This is a genomic window from Methylocystis heyeri (assembly GCF_004802635.2).
GTDB lineage: Bacteria > Pseudomonadota > Alphaproteobacteria > Rhizobiales > Beijerinckiaceae > Methylocystis > Methylocystis heyeri.
Genome location: NZ_CP046052.1, coordinates 3620239 through 3637324 on the forward strand (window position 1 = coordinate 3620239; position 17086 = coordinate 3637324).

Below are 17086 nucleotides of genomic sequence, written 5' to 3' on the forward strand. Positions count from 1 at the left end.
ATTGCTCGCGGAGTTGTCGGTTGTGGAACGACGCGAGGTCGGATCGAATGGAGCTCAAAATCATGATCCTTCAAGGTCGCAATCTCGCTCAAGGCCTCTCCGGCGCTGACGTCGTGGCTCTGCACTCCGATCTCTCCCGGCTCGGCTATGCGATCGCGCCGGCGGAGTTGCAGGCTGCGCAGTTCGGTCCGGCCACGCTGGCGGCCGTGAAGCAAGCGCAGGCGGCGGGCGGGGTCGCCGCGACAGGGACAATAGACCCCGGTTCGGTCGACGCGCTCAACGCGTTGATCCGGGCCAGCACATTCGTCATACGCGGTCATGTGCGCAGCGCCGTTTCGGCAGGCGTGTCGGGATTGACCGTTCGGCTCGTCGACAAGAACGTCGGCGGCGACGTCGCGCTCGCGAGCGCGGCTACGGACGGCGCAGGCGGCTACAGCCTCTCGGTCCTCATCGGGCCGCCGACGCTCGCGACGCGGCTCAAGGCTGCGCCCGATCTGCAGACGCAGGTCGTCACGACAAACGCGAACGGCGCGATCACGATTGTCGCCGTCTCGTCGGTCGCGATCGGCGCAGGATCGCCGCTCACGCTCGACGTCGCGCTGCCGGACGACGCCTCCCTGCCCAGCGAATTTGAAACGCTCTCCGCAAGGCTCGGGCAATTCTATGCCGGGAAACTCAAGGACCTCAAGGAGAACGACGTCGCGCAGGACGTGACCTATCTCGGCGCGAAATCCGGGTGGGACGCCCGCGCGGTCGCGATGGCCTCGCTCGCCGATCAGTTCTCGACGCTCGCGGCGCCCGTCGCCGCGACGACGCTCGCTGCCCCGCCACCGGCCACCTTGCGCGCGGAATTCTATTATGCGCTGTTCCGCGCTGGCGCGCCGGCGGACGCCGATGCGCTGTTCCGCACGCCCGCTGAGACCGCGGCGGCTATCTGGACTCAGGCCGCCGCGCAAGGCGTCATTCCGCAGGCGCTCGTCGCCGCGATCCCGCAGGCGACGCAAACTTTCCAAGCGCTTCGCGCCGCCCATGTGCTCACCGCGCCGCCCAAACTCGGCGTATCTACGCTGCGCGATCTCGTCGCCCCGACGCTGACCGGCGCAGGCCAGCCGGAGCGTTTCGCGGCGATGCTGGTCTCTCACGGCGAAAATTGGTCGGCGCTGTGGTCGGACGTCGAGGCCAATCTCGGCGCCGCCGCGCGGCAGCGGCTCCAGCTCGTGGGCCAGCTCTCTTATCTCACGCTCGACAATGCGCCGCTGCTCGCGGCGCTCGATCAGGCGGAAGCGCAGAGCCCGTTGAAGCAGCCGATCGATCTCGCCGCTCGCGGCTATTGGGATCCCTCGAAGTGGAGCCCGGTCGTCGCCAAAGCCGCGATTCCCGCCGGCGTTCCCGGCGCGACGCCGCAGGAGCGCGCGGCCAATTATTCGGCCTGGCTCGCCGCGCAGGTCAAGCTGTCCTTCCCGACGGCGGCTCTGGCGCAGCAGGTCAAGTCCGGCGCCATTCCGCTGGCCGGCGCCGCCGGGCCGGCGGCCGCGGGCGAGGCGGCGGATTTCCTCGCGGCGCATCAGGGCGAATTCGCCTTCGGCGTCGAACCGGTGGAAGCCTATATCGCCCGCAACAAATTGACCCCTTCCAAGGCGGCGGTGTCCCACCTGAAGCGCTTGCAGCGGGTCTATCAGATGACCGCCTCGGATCAGGCTCTTTCCGCGCTGCTCTCCGCCAATGTCGATTCGGCTTTCGCGATCGTTCGCTATGATGCTGAAGGCTTCGCGCGCGCCTTCGCCGACAAGGTCGGCGGCGCGGACGCCGCGCGCGCCATTCATGCGCGAGCGAAGCAGATTCACGGCGTCGCGCTCAATGTCGCGATCCGCTATGCGACGCAGCGCGCCGCGGGCGCGCTCGGCCGCGCCTCCGACCTCGTCTCGCCGGCCGAAGCCGCCGGCGGCGGGCAGACTCTATCCGGCGCGACGCTGGAGAGCCTGTTCGGGTCGCTCGATTCCTGCGGCTGCGACGAATGCGAGTCGATCCTCGGCCCGGCCGCCTATCTGGTCGACCTGCTGCATTATCTCGATCAGCCTGCGGCGACCGGCGCCAATCCGCAAAGTGTGTTGTTCGCGCGCCGGCCGGACTTGCAATATCTGCCGCTGAGCTGCGAGAACACCGAGGTCGCGCTGCCCTATATCGACGTCGTCAACGAGACGCTCGAATATTTCGTCGCCAATGGCTTGAAGATCGACGGCTTCGAAGGCTTCGATGTCGGCGACGCGAAATCGGCCGAGCTGATCGCGGCGCCGCAAAACGTCGACGACGCCGCTTATGCGGCGCTCCAGAGCTCTTTCTTCCCCGCGCCGCTGCCTTTCAACCGCCCGCTGGCGCTGCTGCGCGCGCATATGAGCGCGCTCGGCGTCTCGACGCCCGATGCGATGGAGCTCTTGCGCAAGAATGACGCGCTGAACGGCGCGACGCCTGGGGGCGCCGATTACGGATGGAACGACATCCTCATCGAGCGGCTCGGCCTCTCGCGCGACGAGCTGCGCATCTTCGTCGATCCGGGACTATCGCTCGGCGCTCTCTTCGGGCTCGACGCCGCGAATGCGCTGGCGAAGCTGAACGACATGAGCGTTCACGATCTCGTGCGGCGCGCGCAAATCTCTTACGACAATCTGGTCGGCATCCTGCGCACGCAGTTCGTCAATCCGGCCGCTGCCCTTATCCCGAAGCTCGAACGGCTCGGCGCGCCCTTCTCCACCATCAAGGCGCTGCATGACAATCCGGCGTCGGTCGGCCCGATGTTCATCGCGGCGCTTCCGGCCGATCTCGATTATTCGCAATATGGCGGTCGGTCTGCGACCAGCGGCCAGGATGTCGTCGACTGGCTCCTCGGCGACGCCGTCTATCCCAGGGCGATGAACCTCGTCACCATCGCCAATCCGGGGACCGGCGCGATCGACTGCACGGGCGCTCAGCTCAAATTGCGCTACGCCAATCCAGACAATGCGGCCAATCTACTCAGCGCGACGGATTGGCTGAAGATCGTCCGCTTCACCCGGTTGTGGCGAAAGATGCAGGCTTTGCTCGGCGGCGACGACGCGGCGACGATCGAGCAGACCGACGCGATCCTCGCGGCGCTCTATCCTGCAGACAAGCTGCCGCAGAAACCCGGGGATTCGACCGCGGACGTCGCCAACCGGGCCCTGCTCGACGCCGGTTTCCTCACGGCGATCCGCCGTGCGGGCGTCGTCTTCCAGGCGATCGGCCTCCTAGGCCTCGACGCCGGCGCTGGGCTGGCGCCGGTTCTGGCCTGCGTAGCGCCGATCGGCGTGACTGGCGCGCCCTCTTTCTATCAGAGCCTGTTCGGCGCGTCTGCGCAGAGCGCGATCGATCCCGGCGCGCAGACCGCGACGCTCTCGGGAACGCTTTTCGCCGGGGACGTGCTGTCCACGAGCGTCAACGGCGCGAAGATCGACCACACCGTCGCGGCAGGAGAGACGCCTGCGATCGCCGCAGCCGCGATCGCCGCCGCGATCAATGCGAGCGCCAAGGCGGACCCGGCTTCCGGAAAGCCGATCGGGCAGCGCTTCTTTGCCGCGGCCAAGGGCGGCGCCATCGTCGTCGCCGCGGGATTCACGGTCGCCGTTCCAGCCGCGGCTCCCGGCGCGACGGAGACGCTGACCCCGTCGATCGACCGTCCGACAGCGCAGACCTTGAAGATCGGCGGCGCGCCGACCGTCGGCGACGTCGTGCAATTCGCCATCGACGACACGCCGATCGCCTATACGGTCGCCGCGGGCGACACGTTCGTCTCCATAGCCGACGCGCTGCGCGACGCGGTAAACGCAACGACAGTCGCAGACCCCTATTATGGACGGGCGCTGAACGCTATCGTCGCGGCGTCGAGCGCCAACGGCGTCTTGACGCTGATTGCGGCCGGCGCCGCCGCGCCCTTCGCGCTGGCCTGTTCGGTCCAGTCGAGCTTCAAGGGCGCCTTCAATCGTTGGGCCGACGCCGCGAAATCGCGGAAGGGAGTCTTTGTCGACGGCGCATTTGCGCCGGGAGCGACGCTCACGACGATCATCAACGGCGCGCCGGTTCCCTTCAAGGTCGCAGCCGGGGCCTCCAGCGCGACGATCGCGACAGGCATTGCCGCCGCCATCAACGCCGCGACGGTTCAGGACCCCGTCACAAAGCTTTCGGTCAACGCGCTCGTTTCTGCGGCGATCGACGCCGCCGATCCATCGCGCGTCGTGCTGACGCAGAAAGATCCCGCGATCGGTTTCTCCATTGCCGCGTCGGCGACGACGACGTCTTACGTCGCGGGCCGCGCGGCGTCGCCTTTCGCCGAGGACGGCTATGGCGGCGTCCTCGGCGATCCCGACCAGAAGCTGCTCATGCATGAGCCGTTCCTTTGCGCAGCCTGCAATCTCACCGGCGCGGAGTTCGCGCAGATCGTCCAGGCCTCGGGCTTCGATCTTTCGACGCCTCTCGATCTGCCGAGCGTCAGCGCGCTCTATCGCAACGGATGGCTGGCCCATGCGCTCGGCGTCAGCGTGCTCGAATTCCTGCGGCTGAAGCAATGCTCCGGCCTCGATCCCTTCGCGCCGCTCGATCCGGGCGCAGCGCCGGGCGTCGCTGCGGCGCTGATCCGCTTCATCAGGCTGACGCAGGCGATCGGCTCTGCGGGGCTCGATCCCGTGCAGGCGCTCTATCTCGTCTGGAACGAGGACATCAGCGGCGCGCTCGCGCCGAAGCCTTCGGACGTCGCGGCGCTGGCGCTGAAGCTGCGCAAGGATTTCGCGGCGGTGGAGGCGACCTTCGCACGCAAGGACGATCCCGACGGCTCGATCGCGCAGACGCTGATGGCGCAGGTCTATGGCGCGTCGGACACTGCGTTTTTCTTCAGCCTGGTCGGGGGCTCCTATCGTACGAGCGCGCCTTTCGCCAACCCCGCGCCCGTCCTCTCGCAATCCGCAATCGCAGCGTCGGGCGGGCGATTGAGCTATGACGATCAGAACAAGCTCCTGATCGCCACGGGCTATCTCGATTCCGCCACGGCGGCGGCGATCAAGGCGGCGCTCGCCGTCAACACCGCCGACAACGCCGACAAGACGGCGCCCGGCGCCGGCGTCACATTGACGCCGCACGCCATGACCAATGTCGCCGCCGGCTCGGCGTTGCTCCTCGATACGGGCGCTCAGGCCGAATTGGTCGTCGTCACATCGACAACCGCGACGACTTTCACCGCGGATCTCCTGCTGCCCCATGACGGGACAGCCGCGCCTTTCGCGATCGTCGACGATCCGAGCCTGACCGCGGCCGTCGACGCGCTGGCGCTCGCCAACGAGCAGGTTGTCGCGCCGTTCTTTGCGCAATATCCCGAACTGCGCCCGCTCTATGACGGCTTCATCTCGTCGGGCGCGCCGCTCGCGCAACGTTTTAGCGATCTTCTGGCGAGCTTCCTGCCCACCCTGAAGAGCGCACGCAAGCGCCAGCAGGCCATGACCGATATTTCCGCGGCGGTCGGACGAGACGCCGCCTTTGCGAGCGCCTTGCTGCAGACGCCCGAAATCCTGCACGCGAGCCGTGACCCGGCGTCCCCCGCCATCGACGATCTGATCGGAGCCGAAGCCGGCGGCCTCTCGGGGCGATTCCATCTCGACGGCGATCCCGCCAGCGCAAAGCCGCTCGGCGTCGATGTTGTCGGCCCCATCCATTTTGCGCAGATCGCGGCATTCTCCGGCGCCCCGGTCGCCGGCGCGATCGTCACCACGACGATCAACGGCGTCGGCGTGACCTATGCGCTGACGGTGGCGGACACCGATCTCGCAACGCTCGCCGGTAATGTCGCGAGGTCCGTCAATGCAGCGACCGCGATCGACGCCAAGACCGGATCGCCGATCGGCGGGCTCGTGCTCGCGCGGGCCGCGGGGCCGGCCATCGTGCTGACCTCGCGCTATCCTGCCGATCCGAAGAAAGTCCTTACGCTCGACTGCGGCTCGTCGAGCGCCGGCCTTTTCTATTCGCCGGCGCAAGGCCCCTTGAGCCCGGCGATCGCGGCGCAGATGCCCGCGGATGTCGCGGGCGCGCTTCCTGCGGGGAGCGGCGGCGGCCCGCTCGCCGTCTCGCTCGCCGGCTATATCGTGGCGCCGCAGGATGGGGCGTATAATATCAGCGTGGTGGCGGATGCGGGCGCGCACGCCGTCGTGACGCTCGGCGGCGCGGTCGCGCCGCTCGTCTTCGGCCCGGGCGCGGCGTCCAATGCGCCGGTCCAACTGAGCGCGGGCGCGCTGACGCCGATCATGCTGCAGGCGACCGGCGTCCGCAACACGCTGACATTGAGCTGGCGGAGCCCCTCTGGAACAGGATGGCAGCCGGTCCCGGCGCAATATCTCTTCGCCCAGGCCCGGCTCGACGATCTGCGCGACAGCTATGTGCGCTTCCTCAAGGCGGTGTCGCTCGCGAGCGGCCTCTCGCTCGACGCCAAGGAGATCGCCTGGCTCGCCTTCGACCCCTTGCGCGCTGTCGCTACCTCCTGCAAGGAAAAGACGGTCGCGGGGCCGACGACGCTGCATCCCGTTTCTATGGCCGGAATCCGGGTGGGGACGCGCCTTCGCCTCGACGTGGGCGCGGCGCAGGAGATCGTGGAGGTGACGGCGGTCACAGCCGCGAGCTTCACCGCGCAGACGATCAAGCCGCATGACGGCTCAGCCGTGGCCTTCTCGATCGTCTCGACGTCCTCGCCGGACATTGGGCTCGGCTGGCTGAACGCGCTTCCCGGCGCGCCTTACGCGGACGCCCCGGGCGCCGCCTATCCCGGCGGCGCCGACGGTCCGAGGCTGCGCGAGACTGCGCAGGCGGTCCTCGATTTCGCGCGGCTCAAGAAAGCGCTCTCGCCGGGCGATGATCGACTGTTGCAGACGCTCGCCGCGCCGGGAGCCATCGTGCCGAACGGCCGCTCGGCCATCGCCAATCTTACCGGATGGCGGCCCGCCGCCCTCAATGCGCTGCTCTTGCGCTATACCGGTTCGACCTCACTCGACTCGCTGCGTCGCATCGAAGTCTTCGCGCGCGTGTTCGATGCGCTCGTCATCGTCGGGGCCTGCGGCGTCTCGGCCGGGGCTCTGCTCGGGGCCCTGACCAATGCGCCAACGCCTGCGGGCGTCGCTGCGCTGCAATCGGCGCTGCGGGCGCGCTACGCCACGGCGGACTGGCTCGGCGTCGTCAAACCGATCAACGACGCGCTGCGGGTCGCGCAACGCGACGCGCTCGTCGCCTATATCCTCCAGGGTTTCAAGTCCAAGGGGCCGCCCTATGACGGGCTGGACACAGCCGACAAGCTGTTCGAGTTCTTCCTGATGGACGTCGAGAACCAGCCGGCGGTGCTGACCTCCCGGATCCGGCTGGCGCTGTTGTCGGCGCAGCTCTTCATCGAGCGCATCCTGCGCGGACTGGAGCCGCAGATCACGCCGAGCGACATCGATCCCCAGCAATGGAGCTGGATGAAGCGTTATCGGGTCTGGCAGGCCAATCGGGAAGTGTTCCTGTGGCCGGAAAACTGGCTCTATCCCGAGTTGCGCGACGACCAGTCGCCGATCTTCAAGAAGACGCTGAGCGCGCTGCTCCAGGGCGACATGACAGAGGACGCCGCGGCGGAGGCCTATCTCGGCTATCTCTCGGAACTCGAGCAGATCGCCAAGCTCGAACCCTGCGGAATCTGGTACGCGCCGGCGAGCGACGGGAGCGCCGGCGGCGGCGCGAGCGACGAGATCGCCTATGTCGTCGCCCGCACCGCCGGCGCGCATCGCAAGCACTATTTCCGGCGCTTGCAGGGCGGCTCCTGGACGCCCTGGGAGGAGGTGAAAATCGACTGCGAGGACATGCCGCTCACGCCGATCGTCTGGAAAGGACGGCTGTTCCTGTTCTGGCTGCGGATACACAAGAACCAGGCGGTCGCGCCCGCGATCGGCGACCCCGCGAATACCGGGAATATCTCCGGGTGGGACATGGGCGCAGTCAACGCCTATACCGGCAGCAGCGCGGGAAAAGCGACGCCGCTCGCCGTTCAGGCCGTCTTGTGCTGGAGCGAATTCTACAACGGCAAATGGCAGGACATGAAGACGTCGGACGTGAATCATCCGGCGACGCTGAACATCGACGCCAGCGCCGCGGACCGCGAATTCGAGCTGCTGCGGAACCGCATCCGCATCGTCGTCGCGCCGGTTCCGTCTTCCGTGCCCTCGGATGCGCTGGCGCTGGCGATTCTCCCTCCCGGCGACGGGACCAAGCCGGTGGAGCCGTTCGGACCGGGCTTCATCCTTCATAATACGCACAGCCTGCCGACGCTCTCCGCCGACCTGCCGAGGACGAAGACGCGGACGGGCCGAACCAATCCGCCGCTTCCGTTGCGTACGCTCGGCCCTTCCCGAAAATATGTGGGCGACCGGACGGCCGGAACCTTCACGATGACGCGCTACGACACGCTGAGCAGCGTGAGCGCCAATCACGCCGATGTGACGCTGCCGATCCTCGGTTTTCCCGCCTCGCCGAGATTCACGGAGCCTCAGATCGGACCGGGGGACGGGACCGACTGGCCGTTCTTCTACGAGGATCGCCGCAGCCAGTTCTATGTCGCCATCACAAAGTCGTTCTCGCCCTATCATGTCTGGCCGGGCTTCGGCTCGCTCGCGACGGCGCCGCCGCTCGCCGAGATCCCGCACATTCCGCCGCTGGCGGTGGCGACCGCGGTTCCCGCGGGCGTCGGTCCCGATCCCGGCCCGCTCGCGGATCCCTCGGCCGGCGCGACGCCGGGCGGCCCCTGGAGCTTCGCCGGCGCTCGCAACGTCGTCGCTCTGTCCAATCAGGGTTCCTTTTCGTTCCAGGGACGCGTCATCGGTCTCGGGGGCGGGGCTCCGGGCGTGATTGCGAATATTTCGATTCAACGCGCGGGAGGTTGATCATGGCCCAGCTCTACGGCGCTGCAGCGCGCTATCACGAGGCGACAGACATCGCGGCCGTCATCGGCGCACAATATCCGGCCCGCAACGCCGGCCAATGGCCGCCCCTGTGGGGATATTGGTCCTATTCCTTCGACTTTGCGAACTTCTATCACCCCTGGGTCGGCGAGCTGATCACGCGGCTCAATCAGACCAGCGTGCAGGGCATGCTGAACGCCGCCTTCCTGAAGGGCCTCCGCGCCGATTATTCCCTGCAGGAATACACGCCCAACCCGGCGAACCGCGCATCGCTCGCGGTCACGCTGGAGCCGCGCGCGATCGATGTTTCCGTCGGCGGACCCTATGCGGTCTACAATTGGGAGCTTCTCTATCATCTCCCCATCGCCGTCGCGGTGCATCTGAGCAATAATCAGCGCTTCGCCGAAGCGCAGAAATGGTTTCATCTCGTCTTCGATCCGACCAACACGGACAAGAACCTCTCGGCGCCGCAGCGGTTCTGGACCTCTTTCGTCTTCAACGGCTCGGGCGTTCCGACGAATCTTCAGACCCTTCTCGATCTGCTCGATGCGACCGATCCCGCGCTGGCCGCCGCAAAGCAGGATGTGATCGCGAGCTATGACGCGATCATGAAGCGGCCCTTCGATCCTTTCGTCGTCGCGCGCAATCGGCCGAGCGCGTTCCAATGGTATGTCGTGATGAAATATCTCGACAATCTGATCGCCTGGGGAGACAGCCTGTTCCTGCAGGACACGATCGAGACGATCAACGAAGCGACGCTGTGCTATGTTCTCGCCGCCAATCTGCTGGGTGAGAAGCCGCAGACCATGCCGCAGCCGGGGCGCAGGAGCGCGAAGAACTTCCTGCAGCTCCAGCAGGCCGGGCTCGACGCGATGTCCAACGCGCTGATCGATCTCGAAGCGCAGTTTCCGTTCAACCTCGCGCCTGCGCCGAGCCCGGGCGGCGACGGCGTCGACATGAGCGGGGCCTTGTTCGGGATCGGTCGCGCGCTCTATTTCTGCATCCCGCGCAACAAGACGCTGCTCGGCTACTGGGACATCGTCGCCGATCGCCTGTTCAAGATCCGCAACAGCGAGAATATCCAGGGCGTCTTCCAGCAGCTGCCGTTGTTCGATCCGCCGCTCGATCCCGGAATGCTCGTCAAGGCCGCAGCAGCAGGAATCGACATAGCCGGCGTCGTCGCCGGGCTCAATCAGCCGCTCGGGCCGATGCGCTCGCCTTATCTCGTGCAGAAGGCGCTCGAGCTCGCCGGCGAGGTGCGCGCGCTCGGATCGGCGTTGCTCTCGGCGCTGGAGAAAGGCGAGAACGAAAAGCTGGCGCTGCTGCGCCAGACCCATGAGATCGCGCTGCAGACGCTGGTGCAGAACGCGCGCTTCCTGCAATGGAAACATGCGGAAGAATCGACCAATGCGCTTTTGAAGTCGCGGGCGAGCGCCTATGAGCGCTACAAAAACTATCTGAGGCTTCTGGGGCAGGCGCCCGACGGCGCGAATGCGCCCGAGAATCTCAGTCTCGACCGCTCGACGATCACCGAAGCGGCGTTCGACGATCTCTATGCGAAGCTGGTCGAGGCCTATGATCGCTCCGTGCCGATGCAGACGCCCGGCAAGCTGAAAATGGCGCAAGGGTCGTCGCCTGCGAGCGGCTCCGGCGCCTCTGGAGACGGTCAGCTCTATCTGATCGACAAGGAGGACGCCGAACTAAACAGCCATCTGCCCACCGCGCGCGACACGCGCGTCGGCAGCGGCGTCGCCAATACGATCGCCGGCACTCTGATGCCGATTCCCAGCGTCGAAGCGCATCTCGCTTTCTGGGGCATCGGCATGCATTCCAAGATCGTGTCGGGTCAGATCCTTGCGGCGGTGCCGAAGCTCGTCGCGGAGGGGCTGCAGATCGCGGCCGGGCACGAAGGCGATCAGGCCGGCATCGCCTCTCGCACCGCGTCCTATCAGCGTCGCGCCGACGACTGGAAGCATCAGGGCAATGTCGCCGCGCGCGAGCTGATGTCGATCGGGCGGCAGATCATCGGCTCGCTCATCGCCGAGCAGGCGGCTAAGCGCGAATATGAGAACGTCAAGACCCAGATCCAGCAGGCGCAGGAGGTGCAGAGCTTCCTCGAGACCAAATTCGCCGACGCCCAGTTCTATGATTGGATGGGCGGTGAGCTGTCGGGTCGATATTATCAATATTATCGCTTCGCCTGCGACACGGCGCGCCGCGCCGAGCAGACGATGAAGCGCGAATTGATGCGGCCAGAGCTCGACGCCACGCAGTTCATCCGCTTCGATTATTGGGATAGCGGCCATCAGGGGCTCCTCTCCGGCGAAGCCCTGCATTTCGACCTCAAGCGGCTCGAGATGGCCTATCACGACAACAACAGGCGCGAACTCGAGATGATCCGCCACGTCTCGCTTCGTCAGCTCGATCCGCTCGCGCTCATTCAGCTGCGCGTCACCGGCTCCTGCACGGTCGCCATTCCCGAATGGCTCTACGATCGCGACTGCCCCGGCCATTACATGCGACGGATCAAGACGGTGGCGCTGTCGATCCCCTCGGTCGTCGGTCCCTATTCCAGCGTCAACTGCACGCTGAGCCTGCTCGCGAGTTCGGTTCGCGTCTCGCCGTTGCTTGCGAACGGCGCCTATGGCCGCGATCCGGCGCAGGATGATCCGCGCTTCGTCGATTATTTCGGCGCAACCGACGTCGTCGTCACAAGCGGCGCCTCGAACGATTCAGGAATGTTCGAGGCCAATCTGCATGACGAACGCTTCCTGCCCTTCGAGGGCGCCGGCGCGATCGGCACATGGCGTCTCGCTCTGCCGCCGGAGCTGCGGTCCTTCGACTATTCGACGATCTCGGACTCGATCCTGCACATTCGCTACACGGCGCGACAGGGCGGCGATCCTCTGGGAGCGACCGCGACGAAAGAATTGAAGAAGCTCTTCGCCGACCAGGCCCGATCGCCGCAGGCGCTGATTCTCAACCTGAAATATGATTTTCCGACCGAATGGGCGGCCTTCGTGAACGCCGCCGGACAGAACCCCTTCGCCGCGACGATCGACCGGTCGTTCCTGCCCTATTTTCTGCAGGGCATGACCAAAACGATTGTTGTCGGCAATGTGCGCGCCTTCTGCGACGTGGGCGGCGTCGCGGCGCAGGTCGGCGTTCCGGCGGCGACGGCGCTCCATGGTAAGCTCACCGACGCCGCAGGCGCACAATTGACGTTGCCGATTGATCCCAAGGTCATAGTGAAGGATCCGCAGCGGCAGGTCTATGTCGTCATCGGCTACGCCTGCAGCTGAAGACGGTTCAGATCTGTCGGTCCCTCCCGAGGCGCGCTTTTTCGCGGCGCGGCTCGAAACTTTCGTGCTCGAAACTGGGAGCGGCTTCTGTCGATTTATACGGTTTCCGCGAGATCGCTTCGCGATCCGCGGAAACGACCGTCGCAAAAATCCCTGATCGGCATCGATCTTTGCGGCGAACGAATAGGAAACTCCGCTCCGATCGAGCGGATTTCGTATTACGCTTCAATGTGGGATTTGGGGCGTTTGTGCCGATTTTTCGTCATTGACGCTCCTGATTCGCAGCGAGAATCCTCGCTGCCGTCAGGCAGAAAACCGACTCGAGCGACTGTCCGATTTTGCGAGGCTGGCTCTGGCTGTCGGCTCACGACTCCAAATGATGTAAATCGACAAACGCATACTCTCTTCCGAGATCGCTGACCCAGTATAGCCCGTAGCCGAGCCCCCGCAATTTCTCTACCGCGGCAATCGTAGGGGTCACCGGCAAAGAATACATTAGATGGTGGAACTCTATCAGCAGCTGACGGGGCCTTGATCCGCTCTCGAAAATATTGTCGAGAACAGCATATTCCAGACCTTCGATGTCCATCTTGAGCAGATCGATATGCGTATGGCCGAGCCTTCGCTGCAACGAAGCGAGGGTTTGAACTTCGCAGCTGACTTTGTTCGACGACTTTTGCGTGGAGCTGTCCAGAGCCGTGCAGGAGCAGGTTAGCGGGTTTTCAGGAACGCTGAAGTCAATAGCTCCGTCTTCGACGCCGATGCCGATGGGAACAAAATGATATCGGTCAGGAAGCTGCTGCGACGCCAACCAGCGAACCGCGCCGGGCGTCGGATCAAAGCCATAAACAGTGCAACCAGTTCGATCGATCAAATCCAAATCGAAGGTTATATCCTCGCCGACCCCGATGGAATAGGCGATCGAATCGGGGGTGAGGAGCCCGACGTCGACGCCCCAGCCGCCGTAATCACTACCGAGAAGCGACACGTTCCGACAAGTGTCCGGATCGTGCAATCGCAGCTTTCGCCAGCGATTGAGCGCACGATATAGTGGAGGAGCGGATTTAACCAGCTCTTTAACTGAAGTGAACATCGGGCAGCCTTTGCTTTCCACTCGGCATCACACCGCAAGATACTACTGCGAAGCATATAGTTGAACAATAATATTTTGCGAAGACGCCGCGTAACTGGCTTGACAACGGGAGGCGTGCTCGATTAATCCCCAAGTCGAGCTGACTCTTGAGTGGATCGAAACTACGCACCTGCGTGCGGACGGACCGGCGGGCCGCGTCCAGCACATTTCAGTGTTTTCGCGACGTCCCCGTATTCCGGCGCTCTCCGCGCCATGCACGGGCATGAAGAGACCTGGCGGACGGAAGGCGCGCCGTTCGAAGTGCGGCTCCAACAGCTCATAGCCCTGGTTGGAGGGGCGTCCGTCCTATTCGTTGAAATCGCAACCGTTCCGAAATCCACGTCTCACCTTCAGCGCGCCTCGGCTAAATTGGGACGGAGGGGCGCACTCCGAGAAGCTTCCCGGGAGAAACGCATGCTTGGCGCCGACGGTCACGCGAAGAGATTACTTAGAGGGATGCTGGGCGCTGGGATGGCGCACTTCGTTGTCGGTTTAAGTCCTCTTTTGCTGCTGCCTCTCATGATTAATAAATGGGGTCTTGATACTTACGGGCAGTGGCTATCGGCACAGGCGATCGGCACCTTCGTAACCTTTGTCGGTTCGGCGCTAATTTTGACTGTCCAGTCGGAGGTGTCATTATTATATGGGAAAGGAGATGTAGACGGGGTAAGCGGGGTGATATCAACAATGCTGGCGTGTATCGTCTCAGTATCTTTCTGCTCAGCCATTTTGATATACGCATTGTTTCACTTGTTCATCTCAACAAATAGTGCGATCGTAGCGCTAATTTTGCCTTTATGGATGACATATATGCTCGTCAGTCAGGCGTCCACATTCCTCTTGAAGGTATTGAGCGGATGTGGATTTTACGGGCAGGCCGATTCATTTGACGCCGTCATGCGTTTCTCAGAGTTCTTGATCATGTTTTCTACGATTTATTACTTCGGGTTGCCTCCTTATCAAGCTCTATCTATCATGATTGCCGTGAGTATCATTGGACTTACTGCAGTATTTGTGTTTTTCCGGGCGCATGCGCCCTGGTCAAGAATCATGCTTCGGCCTGATGTCGTGATCATTAGACGCCTTGTGCCCAGGATTTTCTCCATGCTGATACTTACTATGGCATACAACCAGCTGCTGCTTCAGGGTGTGCGTGTCGTGATTGGTTTCAGCTACTCCATGACGGAAGCTGGAGCCTACAATGTCATGAATACGGTCGCGCGTATGATACGCATCCCTGTCGAGATCGGGGTCACGGTGTTCCGCGTCGAGTTCGGGCTCATGAACGGAGCCCGCCAGAAACAACGATTAAAAGAGATGTTTATTGTTTCAAACCAATTTGCAATCGCTATTACTTCGTGCGGCGTCGCGGCCATGCTTGTTTTCGGCGGCGCGCTTGTCTCACTTTTTTCGAAGCGAACGGTAGATCTGGACAATCACGTGTTTCTCCCTCTGCTATCCGGGCTGGCGCTTGAAGGACTTTCTTTTCCATTCCTTACCTACCTTCTCGCCACAGGGCACGTCAGGCCGGCGGCCCTTACGTTGCTTTTCTCCCTATGCATCAGCTACGCCGCAGTATTTTTCTTCCCTGGATATTTCGGATTGCCGGGCGTCGCGATCGCGATCGCAATTTGTACGGCTTTGTTTGCCGGCTCACTGATTTTTACCACCTTTGTTTCAATAGGAATGTCGGTGAATGAACTGCTGAGCGGGATATTGAACCCATCAATGTTGGTTCGCGCTCTCAGACTGAAGAGCCAGACTTAACCGTTCCCCTGGATGCCCCTTAGCTTCCGACACGCGCATGCCGGAGAAAAGAAGTCCGCAGTTCCTGCGCCGCGCGGCCGGGTGTAGAGTGGCGCATGCCCGGCCGCAGGGACTAGGGATCAAATATCAAGTTTCCCGTTCCGCTAAAATTTCAAGTCGGGCTCTCAGCTTCACGTTCGAGTCGGAACATTAAGATGAAAGACCGTTTTGGAGAACGAAGGATCAGGATCTTGTCAAGAATATGAGCAATAGAGCGTATCGCCCTTGGGAAATATACGTCCCATTGAACATTTTGGACATAGTATAAATCGATCTTCGACACTGGCAAATGCTGATCAGCTATAGCTCTCAATATAACTTTGTCGTTTGATAGCCTATAATAGGCAGGGTAGTCGTTTGCCATTGGATTGACATAGCGCCTGTACAAAGCCAGAACGCCGGAGCGTTGGATGAGTCTCGTAACAAATGTAAATGGATGGTGGTAGTTTGGACTCATCGACCAGTAAACGCCACCAGGCTTCAATATATCAGTCGCTTTTCTAAGAAAGGGCTTTGCATCCTCGACGTGCTCGACTACATTGTAAGAATACGCTACATCGTAGGTCTCTGAGGGTACAGGAATATTTTCTAAGGGACAAACCCAGCGGTTTACGAGATGAGTTGGAGGTTCCATAACAGGAAAGGGATCAACCCCGTCGAGCCAGTTAATCCGGTTTGAAAAATATTTGTATGACGGGTTAAGACCGTGCCCGCATCCAATATCTAGGACGCGCCCTGATAATGCTTTCTCTTGATTTATAAACTCACCGTAGATTCGTTGAAAATTACCTCGATCGGCATCGTAATCGCTATAGCATCCACCTACATCGATGAAATGATAATTAACTACCATCCTTTTGCGTCTCAGATCGACCTCAGATGGTTTGCGTGCTTCTTTTAGCATGATTAGCGTGTCTCCTTTAGAGCCGATCCGACGCAAGTTTGATCCAAACGGTCCTGCGTCCCTCGATGCTACCCCTGTCCGGGCGCCCGCGAGTGATCGATGTCTCCACGGCGACGATCCTCGTCGCCAGGGATGACAACCTTCTCAGGCGAAGCGCTCAACCGTGAATTTGAAAACGTAATCTCAGCTCGACCTTCTCACTAACGCTCCGCAATGGTAGCTAAAGATACGGGAAGCCAAGTAGGGGTTGAGAGCCAATGCGCCTCTCCGAATCGCCATCTTTGCCATCCCCCTCATTCTGCCGCAATAAAAACTATGCACCTCCAGCGTATGGTCGAAAATTTCCAATCCGATAACCTCAAGGCCGCAGGTTTGAAGCAGCAAGGAAAATGACTCAGGTGTGTATGCATTTATATGACCTATATTCAAGGTTTTCTGCAAGTCATTATATGTAGTCCTTGCGTGAAGTTCGCATGGAACCTCAAAATACATCAGCCCCTTGGTAACCCGGGACATTTCTTTAATCAGCGCTCTTGGGTTATCAATATGCTCAATGACATGAGTTGCGTAAGTAAAATCGAAGTTACGATCTTCGAATGGAATCGCATCTCCGTCGTATTGAAGTAGCCTGATATCTTCGCCTACGTCTCTATTACGATCGAGGTCGATCACGTCGATCCCGTGAAATTCCCGCCCGATCCCGATATTCTTTAGCTCCTGCAGAACGATCCCTGTCCCGCACCCAACTTCGAGGATCTTTCCTTGACTAACGTTTTCATCGCGGATATCGCCGCTCTTGCTTTTGGCATTATTAGTTAGAATATGGGCTATATTGCCAGACTTTTCCTTCGCGCCGAACTGTCTCCATTGAATCATTTTGCTTGAATAGCTGGTGTCATAATGAGCATTGTGCGGTTTAACATCAAATTGAAACGGCGCCATGGTTCCTCCTTTTTCGGTCCAGCTCTTTCAG

6 protein-coding genes are annotated in these 17086 nt (G+C 62.1%); 3 read left to right on the forward strand and 3 right to left on the reverse strand.

All coding sequences use genetic code 11. The features are described 5' to 3' along the window. Positions 1-62 precede the first annotated feature (62 nt). On the forward strand, positions 63-8951 hold the full coding sequence (locus tag H2LOC_RS16335) for a neuraminidase-like domain-containing protein (protein ID WP_162009786.1): 8889 nt from the start codon (positions 63-65) through the stop codon (positions 8949-8951). A gap of 2 nt (positions 8952-8953) precedes the next feature. Further along, positions 8954-12271: a Tc toxin subunit A-related protein gene (locus H2LOC_RS16340; protein WP_136497918.1), complete on the forward strand. Its 3318-nt coding sequence runs from the start codon at positions 8954-8956 to the stop codon at positions 12269-12271. Positions 12272-12635: 364 nt separating this feature from the next. Here the strand turns inward: H2LOC_RS16340 and H2LOC_RS16345 are convergent, their stop codons facing one another. After that, positions 12636-13364 (reverse strand): FkbM family methyltransferase, encoded by a 729-nt coding sequence (locus tag H2LOC_RS16345; RefSeq protein ID WP_136497917.1) that lies wholly within the window; start codon positions 13362-13364, stop codon positions 12636-12638. 453 nt (positions 13365-13817) lie between these two features. Here H2LOC_RS16345 and H2LOC_RS16350 point away from each other — a divergent pair, with 453 nt between their 5' ends. Next, positions 13818-15170 carry a polysaccharide biosynthesis protein gene (locus H2LOC_RS16350; RefSeq protein ID WP_154331696.1) on the forward strand — a complete coding sequence of 451 codons (1353 nt, stop codon included), beginning with the start codon at positions 13818-13820 and terminating at the stop codon, positions 15168-15170. A gap of 151 nt (positions 15171-15321) precedes the next feature. On the opposite strand, the gene H2LOC_RS16355 is transcribed toward H2LOC_RS16350, so the two are convergent. Further along, positions 15322-16113: a class I SAM-dependent methyltransferase gene (locus H2LOC_RS16355; protein WP_136497914.1), complete on the reverse strand. Its 792-nt coding sequence runs from the start codon at positions 16111-16113 to the stop codon at positions 15322-15324. A gap of 183 nt (positions 16114-16296) precedes the next feature. After that, positions 16297-17055 (reverse strand): class I SAM-dependent methyltransferase, encoded by a 759-nt coding sequence (locus H2LOC_RS16360; RefSeq protein ID WP_136497913.1) that lies wholly within the window; start codon positions 17053-17055, stop codon positions 16297-16299. Positions 17056-17086: the final 31 nt, after the last annotated feature.

Excerpts from the sequence above, each read along its gene's own strand:
- H2LOC_RS16335 (WP_162009786.1), top strand. The coding sequence starts at position 63 with ATGATCCTTCAAGGTCGCAATCTCGCTCAAGGCCTCTCCGGCGCTGAC.
- H2LOC_RS16340 (WP_136497918.1), top strand. The coding sequence starts at position 8,954 with ATGGCCCAGCTCTACGGCGCTGCAGCGCGCTATCACGAGGCGACAGAC.
- H2LOC_RS16345 (WP_136497917.1), bottom strand. The coding sequence starts at position 13,364 with ATGTTCACTTCAGTTAAAGAGCTGGTTAAATCCGCTCCTCCACTATAT.
- H2LOC_RS16350 (WP_154331696.1), top strand. The coding sequence starts at position 13,818 with ATGCTTGGCGCCGACGGTCACGCGAAGAGATTACTTAGAGGGATGCTG.
- H2LOC_RS16355 (WP_136497914.1), bottom strand. The coding sequence starts at position 16,113 with ATGCTAAAAGAAGCACGCAAACCATCTGAGGTCGATCTGAGACGCAAA.
- H2LOC_RS16360 (WP_136497913.1), bottom strand. The coding sequence starts at position 17,055 with ATGGCGCCGTTTCAATTTGATGTTAAACCGCACAATGCTCATTATGAC.